A 19,747-nucleotide genomic window follows, 5' to 3' on the forward strand; every position below is an offset into this window, starting at 1 on the left:
ATATTCACAAGACGGCGACATATTTGCATCTTTTAGGATCCACCCAGGGCCATTTGTTTTTAATTTACGGTCGGGAATATGGCCCAGTTTGTGTATTAACTGTTTTTACAGTAAGATAACGTATGCGCGGACTTTGGTCCCATCGCCAGCCAGCATTCCCAAAGGGCGGGAGCGAGTGAAAAAAAGGTGCTGCTGTTACGGTTTTGATAGGCCCCGCGATGGTTGGTGCCGTTCATCCTTCAATTTGATATTCCTATAGTGACGAAGATTCTGATAGATGGCGATTAATTGTTCTTCACTCATCAAGATTGGGCTTGAGGCTCCGGGCCGATTTCTGAACCGACTTTTCCGGTCAATGGTTTGTTATTTTCTGATGCTGTCGATCGGCATGCTGTTGCTCAATGGCTGTGCCGTTACCCGGGACGTTCTGGAGATACTGCCGCGATCAGGCCAGGAGCCGGACAGTATCGAAAAAAATTACTTTATAGTGGAGGAAGACGACGACGTTGTCGGCCGGCTGGCGACCATCAGAATTGAAAAAGGGGACACGCTGCCGGATATCGCTCGCCACTTCAGCCTGGGAATCAATACGGTAAGTGCCGCCAACCCAGGGGTGGATGTATGGGTGCCCAAGGCCGGAGAACGCATTGTGCTGCCGCTTAGTTTTATCCTGCCGGAGGCGAACAGAAAGGGCATCGTGATAAACCTGGCCGCGATGAGGCTTTTTCACTTCAAAAGAGACGGTAAGGTACAGGCCGTTGCGACTTATCCTGTTGGTGTCGGTACCACTGAGCGGCCCACGCCCAAAGGCCGAATGTATATCGCACGCAAAAAATTCCGGCCGACTTGGTTTGTGCCCGCATCGATTGCGGCAGACCACCGCAAAAAGGGTGATCCGCTGGCAGCCATGGTGCCGCCGGGGCCTCTGAATCCCTTGGGTGAACACGCGCTATATTTGAGCAGATCAGAGTACCTGATCCATGGAACCAACAAACCGGCCAGCATCGGTCTGAGGGCAACCAACGGCTGCATACGACTTTACCCGGAAGACATCAAGCAGCTCTTTGAAATCACTCCGGTGAAAACACCGGTAAGCGTCGTGTACCAGCCCTATCTTGTAGGCTGGCGTGATGGGCGGGTTTACCTGGAAGCCCATACGCCCTTCGAAGAATTCGGCACCGCTGAGTTGGAGAAGGCCTATGCAAAATTGAAAAAAATTGAAAAAAAAACCGGCGACAGGCTTGACTGGCACAAGATCAAGACGGTCGTGGCCGAGGCCCGGGGAATCCCTGTTGCCATATCCGCCATCGGTGCCGAAGGCGAGCCTGCCGCCCGGAAAACCATAAAACTCAGACATCCGGTCAGGCTTTACGGCCAGCCACCGGTGCCGGAACTCAGAACCGATGCGTGGTATGTGTTGGCCGCCATTATGGGCGATCCGGTTGAGGCCCTCAGGCTTGCCACCATCCTCAACCACCAAGGACCGCCAATCTCCTCACAGGTGTTGTCAAAGGATGGTCGGTACCGTGTGCTTGCCGGCCCGTTCAAAACCAACGGAGAGGCTAAAAATGCGTCACGGCGAATGAGAATTGATCTGGAGATCGACGGCATTGTGGTCGCTCCCGTGCAGCACAAATAGCCGATGGGTTTATTTAACACGGCACTTCACCGTCGCTGTTATAATATAAAAATATTCACAAGGGAGGTAACGCATGATGAAAAAAAGTTTATTGATGATTTCGGTGATGCTTGTTATGGGCTTTGCTCTTGGGGGCTGCGCCACTAAAGCCGATCTTAAGGAGGCACAGGCCCGGGAAATGGCGATCAGTGCCAAAGCAGACCAGGCCGCTCAGGATGCACAGGCCGCCAAGGCGGCGGCTGACGAGGCCCTGTTGAAGGCCAATGCAGCGGCTGAGCGCGCCGAGGCTGCCGAAAAAAGGGCTGAGGAAAGAGAGCGCATCGCAGCTGAGAAGGAGCGCCTTGCTGATGAAAAAGCAAGAAGGGCCGAGGAGATTTTCAAGAATTCCATGAAGAAGTAAACTCCAGTCTTGTAAATCATTATAGTTTTTAAGATAATGTTTTTGGCAAGGCCAGAGGGAGGAAGCTGTATAAATCATACCGCGACGACCGATAACGCCGTCCAAAAACATTATCTTGAATGCTATAGGAAGTGGTCGGGTGGCTAAACCGGTCACTTCCTTTTTTTCATTTGCCGCCCGGAAAAAGACCAATTTGGGGCCCATCCGGCAAATTCTTAAAAGGCACGATGACAAATATCGATATAAGGGCGAACAGGTATGGCACATATCTGCGCCTTCTCTTTTTTTGCATTATGCTGACCGTAGGTTTCACTTTCGGATGCAGCCATCGCAGTGAGGATTTCCCGGTCGGATTGATCTTATCGGAAGCCAATAATTTCTGCACCCAGGGAAATTACGAGGCGTCACTCGCAAAATACGCGACCGTTATCGAAAAAGAGCCCGAGACTGCGGACCGGGTGCTTTTCGAGATGGGGATCATTTATGCTCATCCCCGAAACCCGCGCAAAAGCTACCAGAAGGCGCTGGAATGCTTCAGGAAGATTATCGGTGACGTTCCAGACAGTGACTACCGGCGCGACAGCCAGATGCTGATGCTCCAGATCCAAAATGTCATCATCAAGGACCACCTGATTGCAGAGCAGCAGGCACAGGTTGAGACCTACCGCCGGAAGATTAAATTCCGGGAACATGAGATCATCACCCTTCAGAAAAAGATCGAAACCCTCGAACAGAAGATATTCGAACTCCGGACGGAACCGGTGGACAAGATCCTGATCGAGAAAAAAAGGCGGCGGCTGACGCTGATTTCAAAGGGAGAAGTGATTAAAACATACAGAATCGCGCTGGGCGGAAATCCGATTGGTCCCAAAGAAAGGGAGGGCGACAACAAAACTCCGGAGGGAAACTATACCATCGAATCCAGGAACCGGCATAGCGGCTACCACCTCTCTCTTCGCATTTCCTACCCTAATGAGAGAGACAAAAAACACGCCAAAGAACTGGGCGTTTCCCCAGGCGGCGATATCATGATCCATGGCGTTAAAGATGGTCTCTCCTGGGTCGGTGAATTTCACACGGAGATTGACTGGACCCAAGGCTGCATTGCTGTGACCAACAAGGAAATTGAGGAGATCGCGCGGCTGGTTCCCGACGGGACACCTGTCGAGATAAGACCATGAGACTGAACCCATCCATATCGAAAATAGGGGATTAATATGAGCATGCAATCTAAAAATCATTTTCCGCGATAGACTATGAACGGTGTGATCCGAAAACGTGCGATCCCGACGGGGGCCTTTGCGTGGTCGTACCGGCGTGTGCTCATAAAGTGATCAAGCAACTGGACGGTACTTTCGAATCCCCGGTCATTTTTCAGGATATGTGCATGGCATGCTGGGATTGTATTGAGGCCTGCCCATTGGATGTCATTGGAATGAAGCATGTCGGCACATGAGGCGTTCCACGCGGGCGCCGAATATGTTCAGACCAACCATACAAAGCCCCAATGTTGCAACATTGGGGTTAAAATACGCCCCTATGTACTTATCCCGTTTTGTTAGGCATGCCCACGACCAGGTTCCCGAATACGATAGCCGCATTGAGTTGGGTTCAGGAGGTGCTCGATGAAAGCGATGGATAGCCGGTTTTCAGAAACACAAAACAGGCATTTTAGTGCCTGTTTTGTGTTTTCAACGGATCCTTCAAAGACCTTCATCATTAGGAAATCCCATTGAAATGGCCATCGGAATCGAAGACAATAACAACACTCATATTAGGGTCTTGATTTCGGCTCCGCAAAATCCGTTTAATGATCAATAATCTGCCGATTTAATCAAAACGAATAGCTATTATCTGCCCGTTCATAAATGAATCATCTATGAACAGACAATAACAAAAATGCATCCGTCAACTATGCGTCGACCATTTTAAGGGAAATTCCGGATTTGGTTTTACGAACACTGAATTTGTTGCCTTCGGAAAATTCCATCTCTTCGATCATCGTTCTTGGAATGACGATGCTGCCGCGTTTGCTGACCAGCACTTCCTTGGACGGATTGGCCGTGGTGCCACCGCGGCCGGATTTGATTTCCGGAGCTTTGCCGGTTTTCATCAACGCATCCAGATAGTGGGACTTCAGTTGTGCGGGCGTGTTGAATTTGAACTCCTTCATGATGTCGCGTTGATGCTTTCCACTTTCAACCAGTTTAATCAACTTTGCTCCGTCAACTTTTTTCTTTGCCGGCATTCGGTTTCTCCTTTGATAAATTTCAAGTTAATAAAAAAACGATTGCTTTTAATTATTAACATTATGAATAAAAAATCAAGATGAGATAACAATTTTATTATAAAAATGATCATTCGGATAAAAATAAATCAGTTTTGTGGCAGAGGCAAAAGCTTGTTTGTTTGCATTCAATGTTTGTTGCTTGATGTTCAATATCGAGTTCAAAAACAATCGTCTTTTTATACAGGCGTAGCAAGGCCCTCGTTTGAGAGTTTTTTCTTACCTTGCAGTGTCCGTTGACAACATCCCGTGCATCCTGATACCAGCCGTGGAGAACAAAGGACGCGGATGCGCACGAATCTATCCGGTAGCGGGCTGCGCGCCGATACCTACCCGCTGGATGATCGGCCAAAAACAGAAAATGAAATGCTCGGGGTGAATCGATGGGAAGAAGAAAATATGCCATGGCGGTTCAGGGTCAGCAGCCGCTGTTGTATCGAATTTTGGAAAAGAAAAAAGCGTTGCTGATTGGCCTTGTTGCCGTAGTCGCGATTATTGTTCTGCTACGGTTTCTGATCTGACAACCAATCCTCCTGTTCCGCGATTTGCATGGGGGCTGGACGCGGATTTTCCCTTCAGCAGGAGCGTCATCGGCCGAATGAGGGTAAAAGACCCGTGGGAAACAAATGATGGGTTAAAAGATGGAACAGAGGAACGTCAGATGATTTATATCGTTGTGGGCCTCATCGGGGCCATTTCCGGCGGCGTCTACCTGTATGGCCGGGGCGGTTTTTTGCTGGGCGGGGTGATCGGACTGCTGGCCGCCGCAGTGATCGGTCAGCGCAGCCGGCTGCTGGATTTGGAAAAACGCGTTGCCGATCTTCAGGCACGGGTGGGCCGGCCTTCTGCTGCCAATGCCGGGCAACCTGCTGCTGCCGCAGGCGCGACCGATTGGCAGACACCGCAACCTGCCGAAACCGGCGTGTCGGCCGTACCGGTTTCCGAACCGTCGCCCTTGCCTGAGACGCCTTCCGCCGAACTGCCGTCCCTGGAACTGGAACTGTCCGAGGAGGCCATGGCTGATGCCCGGCCGGCGCCATCAACGCCGGAATTCCGGCAACCGGAGCCGGTCCGAACGAAGGATCCGTTCGAGCCGATCCGGAAATGGTTGCTCGGCGGCAACCTGATGGTGCGCGTGGGCGTAGTGGTATTGCTTTTCGGCTTTGCCTTTTTGGTAAAATATGCGGCCGCGCGCAACCTGGTGCCCCTGGAGGTTCGCCTCACGGCGGCCTTTGCTGCCGGCCTCGGCCTGCTGGTTCTGGGCTGGCGGCTGCGCCAAAAGCGTTTCGGCTATGCCGTCAGCCTGCAGGGGGGCGGCATCGGCGTCATGTACCTGACCCTGTTTGCCGCCGCCCGGCTGTTCCACCTGGTGCCGTTGCCGCTTACCTTTTTGGTGATGGTCGGACTGGTGGTCTTTTCCGGTATCCTGGCCGTGCTCCAGGACGCGGCCGTCATGGCCGTTATCGGGGCGGCCGGCGGCTTCCTGTCACCGGTGCTGCTCTCCACGGGAACGGGCAGCCACGTCATGCTTTTCTCTTACTACGCCCTGCTCAACGCCGGGATATTCGGTATCGCCTGGTTCAAGGCCTGGCGCTGGTTGAACCTGTTGGGCTTCGTATTCACCTTTGGGATTGGTGCGGCCTGGGGGCTGCAGTATTACCAGAGCCCCTATTTTGCCACCACCGAGCCGTTTTTAATTCTTTTCTTTGTCTTTTACCTGGCCATTTCCGTGCTTTTCGCCCTGCGGCAACCGCCACGGCTGAAAGGGTATGTGGACGGAACCCTGGTTTTTGGCATGCCCCTGGTGGTGTTCAGCCTGCAGGTGGGGCTGGTGAAGCAGTTTTCCCTGGGGCTGGCCCTGAGTGCCGTTGCCATGGGACTGATTTACACCGGTCTGGCCACGGTATTGTGGCGCCGCCGGGGGGACGGCCTGGCCGCGTTGGTCGAGGCGTTTTTGGCCCTGGGGGTCATCTTTGGCAGCCTGGCCATTCCCCTGGCCCTGTCCGGCAGTTGGACGGCCGTGGCCTGGAGCCTGGAGGGCGCCGGCCTGGTGTGGGTGGGGCTGCGCCAAAAGCGCTGGACCGCGCGCGGGTTCGGGCTTCTTCTTCAGGTGGGTGCGGGGATCGCTTTTCTGATGGGCAGCCACGCTGGCGGAAGCACCCTGGCGGTCTTCAACAACCGCTTTATGGGCGGCATGATGATTGGCCTTGCCGGTTTGCTCAGCGCCTTTCTGCTGGAACGCTTTCAAGACCGGCTTTACCGGCCGGAACGGGTGCTCATCGCACCCGTGCTGGCCTGGGGGCTGGCCTGGTGGTTCGGTACGGGACTGAACGAAATCGACCGCTGCCTTTCCCGGCGCCACGAACTGGCCGGTGCCATGGCCTTTGTGGGCATCAATACCATGGCCATGGGGGTATGCTACCGTCGCCTGGACTGGAAGGGACTGCGCTGGCCGGCATTGGGACTGCTTCCCGCGATGATTCTGATCGCCGCGGCCAATAGCGGCCACATCTACTTCCGGCATCCTTTTCAGGGGTGGTGGCTGGCCGTCTGGCCCCTGGCCCTTGGCACGCATGGTTACCTGCTGCGCACCCTGGACCGTGATTGGCCAGCCCGCGTGTCTGCCGTCTGGCATGTGACCGGCGCGCTGTTCGTTGTCTTTCTGCTCAGTTGGGAATGCGCATGGCTGCTGGACCGGATGGCCGATGGCGCTCCGGTGTGGGCGTTTGCCGCCTGGGGCGCGCTGCCGGCAGTGGCCGTGGGCCTGCTCATACGGCTGAGAACGGTGACCGGCTGGCCTTTGCGGCCCTGGACGGCTTCCTATCAGGGGTGGCTGCCGGCCTTTTTGGTATTCGGACTGGTGGCGTGGGGGATTCGGGGCCTTTTCATGGATGGCGATCCCCGGCCCCTGCCATATCTGCCGCTCTTCAACCCCATGGACCTGGTGCAGCTTTTCGTTTTTCTGGTGGTGGTCAACTGGGTTCGGATTGTCCGCCAAAAGGCACTTTTGCCGGCCGCGTCCCTTCCGCCGGGCGTGTTGTGGGGCGTCCCGGCTATCGGCGGATTGTTCTGGCTCACCGCCGTGGTGGCCCGTACGGTTCACCACTTGGCCGGCGTGGCCTATGATTGGGACCTCATGATTCGCTCGGGCCTGTTCCAGGCGGCGGTGGCCGTACTCTGGGGGTTGGTTGCCCTGGGCGGAATGATCGCCGCCAATCGCTTCAGACAGCGTGCGCTCTGGTTTTCCGGTGCCACCTTGCTGGCCGTTGTGGTCGGCAAACTGTTTGTGGTTGACCTGTCCGGTTCGGGCACCATCTCACGGATCGTCTCATTTCTGGCCGTGGGCGCCCTGTTGCTGGTGATCGGTTTTTTCACACCCTTGCCGCCGTCAGATATGAAAGGAGATACCCCATGAGAAGATGGCTGTGGTTGGCGTTGCTGCTGGTCTGGCCTGAGCTGGCTGGCGCGGCAGGGCTGTCTCCCAATGACTTTGCCTATGGTATCCGTATCACGGTGCCCGTGGGAACACCGGTGGCGGCCTTGAGCCTGCCGAAAACGGTGTATGAGCATACCTCTCGAACCGATCTGGGCGACCTGCGTGTGTTCAACCAGGCCGGTGAGGTGGTGCCGCATCTGATCCGTTTTGCCAGCAGCCGGGAGGCCGAATCCCCGTGGCAGCCATTACCGTTTTTTCCCCTGCCAAAAACGCCCGCTACGGTTGCCGGCGGCTACGGCATCGAGGTGCATACCGGGGCGGACGGCACCGTGGTGCGGATCGACCCCCAGGATTCCGGCACCGGGGCGGCCGGCGTGCCGCGAAAGTTTCTCATCGACCTGAACCGGACGGGCCGCAACCTGGCCGGGTTGCGCCTGACCTGGAAACCGGACGGCGCCAACCGGATGAGCCTTCTGGCCGTGGACGCCGGGGACGATCTGGTGCGCTGGACGACCGTGCATCCTCGCTGGGCCGTTTCCGATATCCAGTACGGCAGCCATCGCCTCCTGAACAACACCATCCCGCTGAAGTCGTCCCAGCGGCGCTACCTGCGACTGCGCCAGTTGGATGACGGCCCGGCGCTGGTCCTGACCGCTGTCGAGGGCCGTAAACCCCCGGAAGGCCGCCAACCGGTGCGCGCATACCGTAAAATCAAGGGCACGCCGGTCATGGGCACCCCGGGCGAATTTCTGTATCAAACCGGCGGCGCGTTTCCGGTGGACCGCATCAATCTCATTTTCAGCCAGGCCAACAGCATGGCGGAAGCGACCCTCTGGTCCCGTGCCGATCCTGATGACGACTGGACCCGGCGGTTCAAAGGATTGTTCTACCGGATTGACAGGGACGGCACCGCCCTGTCCAGTGAACCGAAAACCGTGGTCATCTCCATGGACCGCTATTGGCGGCTGGCGGTGGATGATAGTGAGAGCACCATCGGCAATGCCGTTCCCGAACTGTCCATGGGCTACCGGCCCCATGATCTGTATTTCATCGCCAGGGGCAACGGACCCTATACCCTGGCCTTCGGCAACACCCTGGCACAGCCGCTGACTGTCAATGTGGCGGCGCTTTTCGACGGCATTGGCCGCCAGCAGGGCCAGGGGATCGAGCGCTGGGTGGAGCCCCAGGGCCGGTCGTTCGTTCTCGGCGGTCCCCAGTGCCTGAAGCCGCAACTCAAACCGCTGCCCACCAGGCGGATCGTGCTCTGGTCGATCCTTCTGGCCGGGGTGCTGGTGGTGGCCGGTATGGCCTGGCGCCTGGCCCGGCGGTTGAAAGGGTAAGCGGTGACGGGTGCCCACCAACGAACCAAATACGGCGATCCTTCCCAAAAAGCCCCCTTTTCTATTGACTTTCAGGGGCAGGTCATAAGAAAAGTCCAAATTAACCATAATGTTAGTGAGCAAAAACAACGCGTATCAGGAACGAGTCGGATATGAAACAGGTGAATGTTGCCATTTTGGGATGCGGTACCGTGGGAACGGGGGTGGCCCGTCTGCTTCTGGACAACGGGGATATCATCCGGGACCGTATTGGATGCGCGCTGCATTTGAAGTATGTCGCCGACATCGATATGGATCGGGCGCGCGGTCTTGATCTTGCACCGGGAGTGATGATTCCCGATGCAGCGGCGGCCATCGCCGATCCGGATGTCCACATTGTCGTCGAGACCATCGGCGGGGAGGGGATCGCCAAAAAACTGATCATGGGCGCCATTGCCGGCGGCAAACATGTGGTCACGGCCAACAAGGCGCTGCTGGCCAAGCACGGCAATGCCATTATCGAGGCAGCCACTGCCCGCCGCGTGGATCTGGCCTACGAGGCCAGTGTGGGCGGCTGCATGCCGATTATCAAGGCGGTCCGGGAATCCCTGGTGGGCAACCGGATCAGCGGTATGACCGGAATTCTCAACGGCACCTGCAATTACATCCTTTCAAAAATTACCGACGAGGGGGTCGATTTTAAAACCGCCCTGGCCGAGGCCCAGGCCAAGGGGTATGCCGAAGCCGATCCCACTCTGGATGTGGGCGGATATGACGCGGCCCATAAACTGGCCATTCTTTCGGCCCTGGCGTTCGGCATGAAAATCAACTTTGATGATGTTTTCATCGAGGGAATTTCCCGGATCACGCCGCTGGATATCGAATTTGCCGCCCAGTTCGGGTATCGCATCAAACTGTTGGCCATCGCCAAGTTCGACGGTGAGTCGGTGGAGGCGCGGGTGCATCCGACCATGATTCCCTTCGACAACCTGCTTTCCAATGTCAACAGCACGCTCAACGCCATCAGCATCAAGGCCGATGCCGTGGACGAGATCCTGCTGTACGGTCACGGGGCGGGCATGATGCCAACGGCCAGCGCCATTGTCTCGGACCTGGCCGACATCGCCAGAAACCTGGCGTCCGATGGGGCCGGCAGGATTCCGGTCATGGGCTTTCAGGCGGACACGATCCGTTCCATACCCGTCATGTCCATGGACGATATCGTGACCAATTACTACTTCCGTTTCGACGCCCTGGATCGGCCCGGCGTGCTGGCGGCCATTTCCGGTATTCTTGGGAAATATGCCATCAGCCTCAAGTCGGTTCACCAGAAAGGCAGGAAAGCCAACGGCTCGGTGCCGGTGGTCATGCTTACCCACCAGGCCCGCGAGGCGGATGTCTCCAAGGCCCTGGCTGAAATCAGCGTCCTGGATGTCATGGTCGGCGCGCCCATGCTGATCCGTATCGAAGACCAGAACGGGCAGGACTAAGACCATTATTTTGGCCTTCCGGCGAAAACCGGAAGCCGGAGATTGAGAAGAGGGACCATGCACATCATCTGTTCAGATCTGGAAGGCGTCTTTATCCCGGAAATCTGGATCAATGTGGCCGAACGCACGGGCATTGAAGAACTTCGGCTGACCACCCGGGATATTTCCGATTACGACGTGCTCATGAAGCGGCGCCTTTCCATTCTGGAGGCCAACCGCCTCAAGCTGAAAGACATCACCGACGTCATTGCCACCATGGAGCTCATGCCGGGTGCCAGGGAGTTCCTGGACTGGCTCAGGGCGCGAACCCAGGTGATCGTTGTCTCGGACACTTTTGTTGAATTCGCCCGCCCCATGATGGAGAAACTCGGCTGGCCCACGCTGCTCTGCCATGGCTTGACCATTGATGCCGGCGGGGCCATCGCCGACTACAACCTGCGGCAGCCCGACGGCAAACGCAAGGTGGTCCAGGCCTTCAAAAACCTGAACTACGAGGTGCTGGCCATGGGCGATTCCTACAATGACGTCAATATGCTTAAGGAGGCGCAGCAGGGAATTCTCTTCCGTCCGCCCCAGAACGTGATCGACGAATACCCACAGTTTCCGGTGGCGACCACTTATGACGAGTTGAAGGTGATATTTGGGAAGGCGCTTGGTGAGGGGGTAAACCGCGAAGTGTGAACGGTGAGCAGTGAACCGATCAGATTAACTGAACCGACTGGACCAATCAGAAATTTCATGAGTACTGAATCGAATCGAATTTGTCACCGGACCACCTATCGGGTGATCTATGGCGATACCGACACCATGGGGATTGTTTACCACGCCAACTACCTGCGCTGGTTCGAGATGGGCCGTACCGAACTGTTCCGCCACCTGGGGCTGCCCTACCGGGAGATCGAAGCTCGGGGGCTGATGCTGCCGGTCTCCGAGGTCAACTGCAAATATCTCACACCTGCCCGCTACGACGACATTCTGGTGATCGAGGCCACGCTGAACACGGCCTTTCGCGCCGGCATGCAGTTCGACTACACCATCACCAGCGAAGACGGCAGCGTGACCCATACCACGGGATACACCCGCCACGCTTTTGTCAACGGCCAGGGGAAGGTGGTGCGCCCGCCGGATTTTATCCGGGAAATGATTAAAAGGGCAGAGGGGTAGGGTTCACAAATCACCAACCATGACTTTCATCATCCAGGAAAAACCAGACGGGCTGATCTTCAAGATCCGCGTACAGCCGCGATCTTCCAAAAACCGGATCGCCGGCCTGCATGGCGACGCCCTGAAGCTCAATATCACTGCGCCGCCGGTGGACAATGCGGCCAACAAGGCCTGCAGTGCATTTTTGGCCAGCCTGCTGCCCGTGCCCAAATCGGCTGTGCAAATCGTCTCCGGGCATACCGGGCGCAACAAGCAGGTCCTGATCGGCTGCCCAGAGTGCAGTCCTGAGAGAGAGACGATCCGCAAGCTGATCCGTTCATGGGTGGACGGGTAAACCCGGAACCATCGCAATCACCGCTTTTAAAGTATTTTGAATCGCCTGTTGACAATCGGGATAATTTCGTTTAAATTCTTTTTTTACAAATTGATGCGGGGTGGAGCAGTCTGGTAGCTCGTCGGGCTCATAACCCGAAGGTCGTTGGTTCGAATCCAGCCCCCGCTACCAAGAAAATCAAGGGGTTAGCGAGTTTCAGCGCTAACCCCTTTTTCTTGGTCCCCACACTGGTCCCCACATTTTTATTAGTTTCCCCACACACTTATTGAAATACGCCCCCGAAAGACTGGATAAAATGATCCAGGTGCCAATGTACGGTTTTTGGTTGTATGGAATTTTCGTCATGATGATTTTGGTTCAAGAAGGGTGAATATGACATGTAATCAAAAATATTTTGTGGGGACTAATGTGGGGACCAACCATTTCCGCCCCGATTCATAATGAATGAAGAAACAAAAACGGCCATCCAGTTTCCCGGGTGGCCGTTTTGATTGATTACAGGCTTGTGGATCAGTTCGGTCCTTTCCTGGCGATCAGTGCCACCAGTCCAGAACCCAACAGCCAGAACCCGCCGGGCAGCTCGGCACCTTGGTATTTGGTCTCGGTCACGACCGGGACCGGTTGGCCAGTCAGGTACTCGATCTGATCATGGAGCCGGTCAATCTGGCGTTGGTAGCTGGACTCGATTTCCTGCTGGTTTCCGGCTTCAACGGCCACCCCGATCTGCAGACCTATAATAAAGGTCGCCAGTGCGATGATTGACCAAAAAAATAGACGATGGTTACGGCGGATGGAACGGGTGGAAAGGTGGTGGTGTTGCATGAGCTTGCCTCCTTTGTGAATGGTTAAGAGGCCGCCATCTTCACTGTCAAATAAAAATGGCGGCACACATCCGGTTGACAGACCGGTCACAAAGGAAACCGGCGGGTCTTTCGACCCCCGAACATGCGCCGCCGTTCTGATCACAGTACAGAAACAAAAATAGCGCCGTACTGTGAAATCTGGCGCTCATGCGCCTTTGTGTTTCCGGCTGTCAAACCGGGCCATGGGACTTACCACGACACTTTACGCATACCGCAGGCTGGCATCATCGTCAAGTTTATTAAGGGCAACCACATAAGCTTCATCATCCACATCATGTGAAACAATGCGATGCCATCGGCAATAATCACAAAATATACGCGGCGTGCCCCTGCCAGTGTAATAGATTCTGATCCGATGATGCTTACCGCACAGTGGACAGACGCACTCGGTCATCGATTCGGTGGCTTTTTCCGATGACATCGTTCAGGTCCCCCATGGTGACACTGAGATTGTCAATCTCCTGGACGAGCATATTTTTGGCGATGTATGCCCACGCTTCGCGTTCGTCCAGGCTGTCGGCGCCCCACACGCCCTCTTTGACGATTTCAAGCATGGTGATGGTTCGTTGAATCTGTTCGGCGGCATCGTTAATGGCGACTGTTTTCTGCATGACTGTGACCTCCATCGTTTTTTGAAGTTTGTCGGTTGCGATCGCATGCAAAAAACCCTATACCGATTTGGCTAAATAGTCAATAAACTATTGTATTAATTAAGAATTCTTACTTTAAGTAAGTTTTTCGATCTGAAGACGTCGACGTATCAGGCGGCTTTGGATTTCTTTTTCTTACTGTGGGTGATTTTTTGGCGCGCACTGGTGTATTCCCGGAACTTTTTCACACGTTTTTTTGCATCTTCCCGTTCTTCGTCGGAGAAATTAAATAGTTCGATCTCGCCGGCTGCCAGGCGGTCGAGATTCCGCCGGATGGTCTGGTCGACGGATCCAACTCTCACGCCTTCAAGATCTGCGATCAGTCGGCGGCCAATGCCCAGCACTGTGTGCATGATCGCCCACTTCAAACCTTTGGGGATTGCCGTCTTGATGTTTTCGGCTGCCATCAGCGCCCGCTGTTGCGAGTCCAGAAAATCAATGCCACGACGCAATTTTGCTACGGCTTTGCAATAGTGACTATGTGCAACATTCGGCGTGCAATCATATTTTTCCGCCAATTCGTCATAAGTCCAGCCCCTAAAAAACCTATCGATAAAAACTCCCGTCTGTTTGTTGCGATAATCCACACCAATGAACGGACTCTCGCTTTCGGTGGCCAGCTCATCGAGCACATGTTCGGGCCGTTCGGTCAAATATGTCGATAGGTGTGTCTGTTTATATGACGGCTTTAATATGTGAATCTCCCGGCCGTTCTCGTCCTTGGAAATCGGTTCGAAAGTGTCGCCGATTTCGTTCACATAAAGACGCACCGGTTCGCATGGGGTTTCACATGTTGCGCGATGACTGCACTTTTTGCATATGCCGGAAAACAGTTTGTTCATATGGCTGGTGCCTCAAACGGAATCGTGACAAATTTAAGATTCAGGTCGGCGGCAGTGGGCAGTTTGAATTTATACTCGGCGGTCAGCTCATCGATACTAAACCGGCAGAAATGCAGGAACCCAACATACAGCCTATCAAGATCGGCGGTCGCACATGCGACTCCAATCGCACTATCAATAGTTAGTGTGGTATCGGTGGCCCCGGTCACGGCCCGGAACACATATGTCCCATCGGGAAACCTGAAAAATAGATGCCGGCCCGTGGCATCATTGGGCAGCCAGTAATCAGAATACTCGATATCGGTGATGTGGAACGTGGTGGCCGTGGATGTAAATCCCGCCGTGACCTGGATGTCACGCTGGAACGATGGAACCCAGAAATGCCCGTACCTGCCTTTGTGAACATCAAAAAACGTCCAGATATCCCACAGATTGACTCGGTTTGATCGCGTGAACGTCGCGGCAAGGGTGATGGCCGATTCGTCGAGATTGCTGTCGCTATAACTTGGCCCCAGATATTCCAGCACTTGGTAATCGTGCTCGACGCCGATCTTCGACGAAATCAAATTCGGCAGGTACAGAAAAACGTCGTATCCCTCATATTGCGTGACGCTCTGGGAGGGACTAACCGCGTGATGATCGGTGCCGGATTCAAACGTTTCGGTGACCTCGATATCGATGCCGGCGGTCTTGTAAGACTGCAACTGAATCGATTGGCTGGCGCTCAAGCGCCCCTCGATCAGCGGATAGACACTTATCCCCGCCGGCCACGTCGTGGACAGGTTGGCATCAAGGGTGATCGATGTCGATGCCACAGAATCGATTATTCCGGTTTCATAGGTCAGTGGATTCTGGGGATCGATAAGTATGCACCGGCCGCCGTCGTAGAAGCGACGATAATCCGTCTGTCCAACGCTCAGAACGGCCTGTCCGGATGCAGCTTCGGCCGTGAGTGCGGTCCCGTCCGGCCAGATCGGCACGCCCCACAGTTTATGCAGGTCACGCCATAGTGCCCGGGTCAACCATGCCCGATCTGCATATGTGTTCGGCGTGGCCGTGAAAGCCAGCTTGATCCGTGGAAATGAATACAGTCTTGAGCGTTGCTCTGGCCCGGTGATGGCTTTCAGCAGGCCGGTTCTCCAGATGTGGGAGACCTGGACCGGTTGAGCCCAATTCGGCGGAAGGCAGAAAACGGCGTCCATCAGCGCAGAACCCGTCGGATGGTGTGGGCGTTGCTTCCCACAATATTTAGTACGGTTTTTTGCCCCTGGGAGCTGGCCAAGTATTGGTCAATCAACCGTGGATCCGTGATATTGGTCATTTGAATAACCTGCGGTTGAGCTTGCTGTTGGGTGCCCATGCTGGCGACAGCCTGCAACTGGGCGGGAGTCAGAACCGCTTCGCCCTTCTGCAGGATCGCGGGATATTCATCCGGTGCAAGGCCTTTGTGATACCGGGGGGCGCCGACGAACAGCGCAGGATTGACCGATCTGGTCCCGCCATCGGTCCCGACCATCCCACCGCCATGGAAAAGCGACGCCACCATCGTGGCGGCGGCGCCAACCCATCCGGATCCGGTACCGCCGGCGGCAGAACCGAAAAGCTGTTTGGTCAGTGCCTGCGCTGCCAGGTCGGCGAACATTTTTAAAATCGAGTCACAAAATGAGGTTGCGTAATCTTCCAAACTGTCGAGCTGACCGGTGAATGCATCAGAAAAAACGCTGGAAAAATTTTCCTGCATGGCCCAGGCGGTGCGCTCGGACAGATTGGTGAAAACATCGAATTTTTTGCGCAGTTCTTCCTCAGTTATATCGAGATCGCCAAAATAGTCGGAAAGCGACATATCAACCGAGGTGTTCTTCGCGGCTTCGTCGATATCCTCGAAAAACTTTGTCAGGCTTTCATCGACTTCGGGAATCCGGTCAATGTCATGGAAGAAAGTGGACAGCTCTGCGTCGATTTCACTTATGGTGTACGCCAAACTGTCATAGGCCCGGTTCGATGCGCTGTCCAGGTCCTGAAAGAATGAGCTGATGTCCGAATCATTTTCGAATAATTTGGCGGAAGCGGTCACCGACGGAGTGCTGGTTGTCTCGGGACTGTGTTCCTTTTTATAAGAGGAATATCCCGGCGTGCTGGAATTGATTTTGCCGGTGTATGTCGTTGACCGGTTGGCCAGTGCTTCCAATTCCTGAAAGTTGGCCGTGGCAATCTCGGAATATTCAACCAGACCTTTCTGTGCATTCTCCAAGGCCTGGGTCAGGTTTCCCGCCCAGGTCACCATGTGGGCCATGCCTCCCAGCATGACGGCGCCTTTCTTTCCGCCGAAAGCCAGACCGACAATTCCCCATTCCAGGATTGCCGGGTCATAGCTGACCAACGTCCAGATTTTATCGAGTGCCGACCTGATGTTATCCATGTATTGGTCGACCTTGACGGCGATTAATTGGCGATTGGTTTTTACAAAATCGGTGAATGCGTCGGAGGCGTCCTTCATCCCGGGGGCAAGCGCGACGGTGACCGTATTGGCCAGACCCTGCAATGCCTGGCGGGCACGATACGCCGCGTCATTGGCCTCTTCGATGGCAGCGGCGTCCACTCGGTTGATGGCAATGCCCAGGTCTTTCGCTTCCTGTGCGGCATCTTTCAGAGATTGTGAACCGCCGGCCAATGTGTTGATAAGCTTCACGCCCTCAGAATCGAAAAGCTTAAACGCCAGGCGGACCCGGTCGGACTGGTCCTTCACATTGACCATGGCATCAGCAATCGCTTCCATGGCCTGATCAGGAGACATCCGGGCCAGCGCTTCGGCAGACAAGCCCAGCTCTTCCAGGGCGCCTTTTGCTTCGCCCGTTCCTTGGGCCGCCTCGGCGATCCGGCGTGTCATGCGTTGCAGGGCCATGTCCAGGGTGTCGGCACCGGCCCCGGACAGCTCGGCGGCATGGCGTAACCCTGCCAAGGCTTCGGTGGTGAGCCCCAATCGATCAGCGGTCTTTGCCAGGGCGTCGTTGATCTCCAGCGACTGCTTGACCATGGCGCCCATGCCGGCGGTCCCGGCCAGTGCAAGGAAGGCGCTTTGGAGAGAGAAGGCCTTTTTCGCCAATGAGGTGATCTGGGTCGATACGCTATTGAACGCTTTGTTCGTGGCGTCCTTGGCGCTCAGAACAATTTCAAGCTTACGGTCACTCATATGCGTTTACCCATCATCTTTCGGCGAAAATTGGCCCGGATATTCGCCCAGGCCCGCCGTTCCTGTGACTGCCAGAAGGGATCAATTATCTTCCGGGCCGGCGTGTCGAGCTGGGTGGTGGATTTCCGGAGAAAGAAAAACTTGCGATTTTTTGACTTTTCGCTGATCTCTTCGCCCCGGTGGCGAAAGTAGCTTTCCTGCGGATCCGTTACCGACCGGGTGAAGCCTTCCTGTTGTTTTTCGGCAATCGCTTTCCAGGCTTTGGACACCCGGGGCCCGGTCCATCCGACGGCCACCTCAAACGGATTCTTGGATTTTACATGGTAAAAGATCGGCACGGCCAGACGGGCAAGCGGCTTGTTGGGCTTGAAACGCTTGCTATCCCGCTTGCGCCTGGCAAGAAATGTGAGGGGCTTGAGTCTTTTGCCGCCGGGGGATCCGGATCGGATGCCGGCTTTCAGTTCTTTACGAAGGCGGTAAGACTCGACCTTTGTGGCGGTCTGCAGGTCCTTTTCCTGGCGCCGGCCTTCAGCCTTTAGATTGGCCTTGAGTTTCTGCGCTCCGATTATCGTCGCGTTCAGCATGGGCTTTCCTCAGTGTGGACGCTTCCAGCGCCTTAATTTTGGACATCATGCAGGGACTCAAGTCGATTTCCAGGCGATCAGCCTCATGGTAGAGGGTGTTATAGTCGAGCCCGATTATTCCGAAGCCGCCGGCCCGCCACTGGGTTTGAACAGCCATCCAAAGATCGAAAGCTTCGTAATTTTCCGGCATCAGTTCCGGCGGCTGGTATTCACAAATGTTGCAGTCGTGGTCTTGTTTGGACTGCCGGCAGGCCTTGCAGTACTTTGCCCGGTCGCCGTCTGAGATTATTTCCCAGACGGTCAGGAGTTTTTTTCCTCATCCTGCGCGCCATATGTTTCTTTCAGGACTGCCGACCACAATTTTAGGGCGTCCGGATTGTCCAGCTCGTCAATAACGGCGATCTGATCGGGGGTGAAAACCATGTCAAAAACTCGATCCATGGCCTCTTCCCCTTTCGCCGGATCCAGGTTGACAAGGGTGATGCCATCTTTCCGAAGCTGTTTGACCTCTTTGCGTTTCAGGGGACGGACATCAAAATCATTGCTACCAAGCGTAACAGTTCTCACAGCTTCACTTCTCCTATGCGTAGGTTTCGACAGTATTGATAAGAGTTGCGGTCACTACACTTGCGGCCGCGTCATCGTCATAGAAAGCCACAAACGGCAGGGTAATCAATACGCCTTTCGGGCCGTCGATGCTCGGGGTCTGACGCTCGAATTCAAGCTCGTTGAATGCGAATTCCAGGGAATCGGCACCACTGGTAAATGTGAGTTTCAGACTCGATTCGGTGCTGTTGATCGCTTTATTCAACAGGGTATCGGAATTAAAAAGCGCCGTGATACTGCCGGTCACCGAAAGAATCCCCTCGGGAATCTGACCCCGCGTGCCACCATCACCGATAGTATAAACGTCAGTGTCCAGACCAAAGTCGATGGTGAAGTCCATGGCTGTCACATCGGCAATACTGGCCCCGCCCTCTTCGATGGTGGCTTGGTAATTGTTGAACCGGTTGAGTGAAAGAACCGTCGGATCCGAATCATAGGCCGTGCTGCCGATGGTTTCGGTGGCAGCCTCGATGCCGACTTTGGCGGTCAATTCGTCGTCACCACCAACGCTCATGTTAAAGCTACTGATCTTGCAGCCGTTATGCTTGGCATAGGTGAGAACGCTTGCCGTTTTGTCCTGGAAGCGCACTTCCATGACCATGGACGGCATGGAGTCGCCAACTTTAAAAACATGCGTATACGGGCTTGTTCCGGTCGTGGTCGGTGCGCCGAACATGGCCCGGAGCCACCAACCGAATGCCTGTGAATCGACGGGGACCACACCTTCACCGGAATCGGAGAGATTACCGTCGAACGGTTTCACAGGGTTTCGTGATCCCGTGATGGTTTGCGCGGTGTTCTTTGTCCGGCTGGATTTCAAACTGAACGTGTTAATGGGCATGACCATCCCGGCGGGTGTGCCGGGTTCGGTTTTGAAACTATCTTCGAAATCCATGACAAGGCGTGATTTTGAACCAAGTGCCTGTCCCATTTGTCACCTCTA

21 protein-coding genes and 1 tRNA gene are annotated in these 19,747 nt (G+C 55.1%); 12 read left to right on the forward strand and 10 right to left on the reverse strand.

From position 1 onward, the window contains the following. Positions 1-373: 373 nt before the first annotated feature. From GN112_RS26010 to GN112_RS35430, 4 genes are all read left to right on the forward strand, one after another. Complete coding sequence (locus tag GN112_RS26010; RefSeq protein WP_197743407.1) at positions 374-1,639, forward strand: L,D-transpeptidase family protein; 1,266 nt, start codon at positions 374-376, stop codon at positions 1,637-1,639. Positions 1,640-1,712: 73 nt separating this feature from the next. Then, positions 1,713-2,039 carry an Lpp/OprI family alanine-zipper lipoprotein gene (locus tag GN112_RS26015; protein ID WP_197743408.1) on the forward strand — a complete coding sequence of 109 codons (327 nt, stop codon included), beginning with the start codon at positions 1,713-1,715 and terminating at the stop codon, positions 2,037-2,039. A gap of 353 nt (positions 2,040-2,392) precedes the next feature. Continuing rightward, a complete protein-coding gene (locus tag GN112_RS26020) occupies positions 2,393-3,220 on the forward strand; it encodes a L,D-transpeptidase family protein (RefSeq protein WP_197743409.1) in 828 nt (275 codons plus the stop codon). 149 nt (positions 3,221-3,369) lie between these two features. Beyond that, a complete protein-coding gene (locus GN112_RS35430; protein WP_414736152.1) occupies positions 3,370-3,495 on the forward strand; it encodes a 4Fe-4S binding protein in 126 nt (41 codons plus the stop codon). 456 nt (positions 3,496-3,951) lie between these two features. Here GN112_RS35430 and GN112_RS26030 read toward each other — a convergent pair whose 3' ends face one another. Beyond that, positions 3,952-4,287, reverse strand: a complete 336-nt coding sequence (locus tag GN112_RS26030) for a hypothetical protein (protein WP_155312837.1) — start codon at positions 4,285-4,287, stop codon at positions 3,952-3,954. Positions 4,288-4,709: 422 nt separating this feature from the next. Here GN112_RS26030 and GN112_RS26035 point away from each other — a divergent pair, with 422 nt between their 5' ends. The 8 genes from GN112_RS26035 to GN112_RS26070 all read left to right on the forward strand — a co-directional run bounded on the left by GN112_RS26035 (position 4,710) and on the right by GN112_RS26070 (position 12,240). Next, the gene (locus tag GN112_RS26035) at positions 4,710-4,847 is read left to right on the forward strand and encodes a hypothetical protein (protein ID WP_155312838.1); all 138 of its coding nucleotides are present in this window, start codon (positions 4,710-4,712) and stop codon (positions 4,845-4,847) included. 140 nt (positions 4,848-4,987) lie between these two features. Next, complete coding sequence (locus GN112_RS26040) at positions 4,988-7,741, forward strand: DUF2339 domain-containing protein (RefSeq protein WP_162459125.1); 2,754 nt, start codon at positions 4,988-4,990, stop codon at positions 7,739-7,741. Beyond that, on the forward strand, positions 7,738-9,102 hold the full coding sequence (locus GN112_RS26045; RefSeq protein ID WP_155312840.1) for a DUF3999 domain-containing protein: 1,365 nt from the start codon (positions 7,738-7,740) through the stop codon (positions 9,100-9,102). The genes GN112_RS26040 and GN112_RS26045 overlap by 4 nt, the downstream gene beginning before the upstream one ends. A gap of 152 nt (positions 9,103-9,254) precedes the next feature. Continuing rightward, the gene (locus GN112_RS26050; RefSeq protein WP_155312841.1) at positions 9,255-10,571 is read left to right on the forward strand and encodes a homoserine dehydrogenase; all 1,317 of its coding nucleotides are present in this window, start codon (positions 9,255-9,257) and stop codon (positions 10,569-10,571) included. 57 nt (positions 10,572-10,628) lie between these two features. Further along, positions 10,629-11,252: a bifunctional phosphoserine phosphatase/homoserine phosphotransferase ThrH gene (thrH, locus tag GN112_RS26055; RefSeq protein ID WP_155312842.1), complete on the forward strand. Its 624-nt coding sequence runs from the start codon at positions 10,629-10,631 to the stop codon at positions 11,250-11,252. A 57-nt stretch (positions 11,253-11,309) separates the two neighbouring features. Continuing rightward, entirely contained in the window at positions 11,310-11,735 is a 426-nt protein-coding gene (locus tag GN112_RS26060) for an acyl-CoA thioesterase (protein WP_155312843.1), read from the forward strand. A 19-nt stretch (positions 11,736-11,754) separates the two neighbouring features. After that, positions 11,755-12,069: a DUF167 domain-containing protein gene (locus tag GN112_RS26065; protein ID WP_155312844.1), complete on the forward strand. Its 315-nt coding sequence runs from the start codon at positions 11,755-11,757 to the stop codon at positions 12,067-12,069. A 94-nt stretch (positions 12,070-12,163) separates the two neighbouring features. Continuing rightward, positions 12,164-12,240 (forward strand) — tRNA-Met (locus GN112_RS26070). Positions 12,241-12,579: 339 nt separating this feature from the next. Here GN112_RS26070 and GN112_RS26075 read toward each other — a convergent pair. The 9 genes from GN112_RS26075 to GN112_RS26115 all read right to left on the reverse strand — a co-directional run bounded on the left by GN112_RS26075 (position 12,580) and on the right by GN112_RS26115 (position 19,735). Continuing rightward, positions 12,580-12,891 (reverse strand): hypothetical protein, encoded by a 312-nt coding sequence (locus tag GN112_RS26075; RefSeq protein ID WP_155312845.1) that lies wholly within the window; start codon positions 12,889-12,891, stop codon positions 12,580-12,582. A gap of 403 nt (positions 12,892-13,294) precedes the next feature. Next, complete coding sequence (locus GN112_RS26080) at positions 13,295-13,543, reverse strand: hypothetical protein (RefSeq protein ID WP_155312846.1); 249 nt, start codon at positions 13,541-13,543, stop codon at positions 13,295-13,297. A gap of 149 nt (positions 13,544-13,692) precedes the next feature. Next, entirely contained in the window at positions 13,693-14,424 is a 732-nt protein-coding gene (locus GN112_RS26085) for a sigma-70 RNA polymerase sigma factor region 4 domain-containing protein (protein WP_155312847.1), read from the reverse strand. Then, positions 14,421-15,626, reverse strand: a complete 1,206-nt coding sequence (locus GN112_RS26090; protein WP_155312848.1) for a hypothetical protein — start codon at positions 15,624-15,626, stop codon at positions 14,421-14,423. The genes GN112_RS26085 and GN112_RS26090 overlap by 4 nt, the downstream gene beginning before the upstream one ends. After that, positions 15,626-17,614, reverse strand: coding sequence for a phage tail tape measure protein (locus GN112_RS26095; RefSeq protein ID WP_155312849.1), 1,989 nt, complete (start codon positions 17,612-17,614; stop codon positions 15,626-15,628). Before GN112_RS26095 ends, GN112_RS26090 begins: the two co-directional genes overlap by 1 nt. Next, positions 17,611-18,198, reverse strand: a complete 588-nt coding sequence (locus GN112_RS26100) for a hypothetical protein (RefSeq protein WP_155312850.1) — start codon at positions 18,196-18,198, stop codon at positions 17,611-17,613. Before GN112_RS26100 ends, GN112_RS26095 begins: the two co-directional genes overlap by 4 nt. Beyond that, positions 18,143-18,388 (reverse strand): DUF1799 domain-containing protein, encoded by a 246-nt coding sequence (locus GN112_RS26105; RefSeq protein WP_155312851.1) that lies wholly within the window; start codon positions 18,386-18,388, stop codon positions 18,143-18,145. The genes GN112_RS26100 and GN112_RS26105 overlap by 56 nt, the downstream gene beginning before the upstream one ends. Positions 18,389-18,498: 110 nt before the next feature. After that, on the reverse strand, positions 18,499-18,765 hold the full coding sequence (locus GN112_RS26110; RefSeq protein ID WP_155312852.1) for a hypothetical protein: 267 nt from the start codon (positions 18,763-18,765) through the stop codon (positions 18,499-18,501). Positions 18,766-18,778: 13 nt separating this feature from the next. Then, positions 18,779-19,735, reverse strand: coding sequence for a phage tail tube protein (locus GN112_RS26115; protein WP_155312853.1), 957 nt, complete (start codon positions 19,733-19,735; stop codon positions 18,779-18,781). Between the last annotated feature and the right edge of the window lie 12 nt (positions 19,736-19,747).

The organism is Desulfosarcina ovata subsp. ovata (assembly GCF_009689005.1).
GTDB classification, from domain to species: Bacteria; Desulfobacterota; Desulfobacteria; order Desulfobacterales; family Desulfosarcinaceae; genus Desulfosarcina; species Desulfosarcina ovata.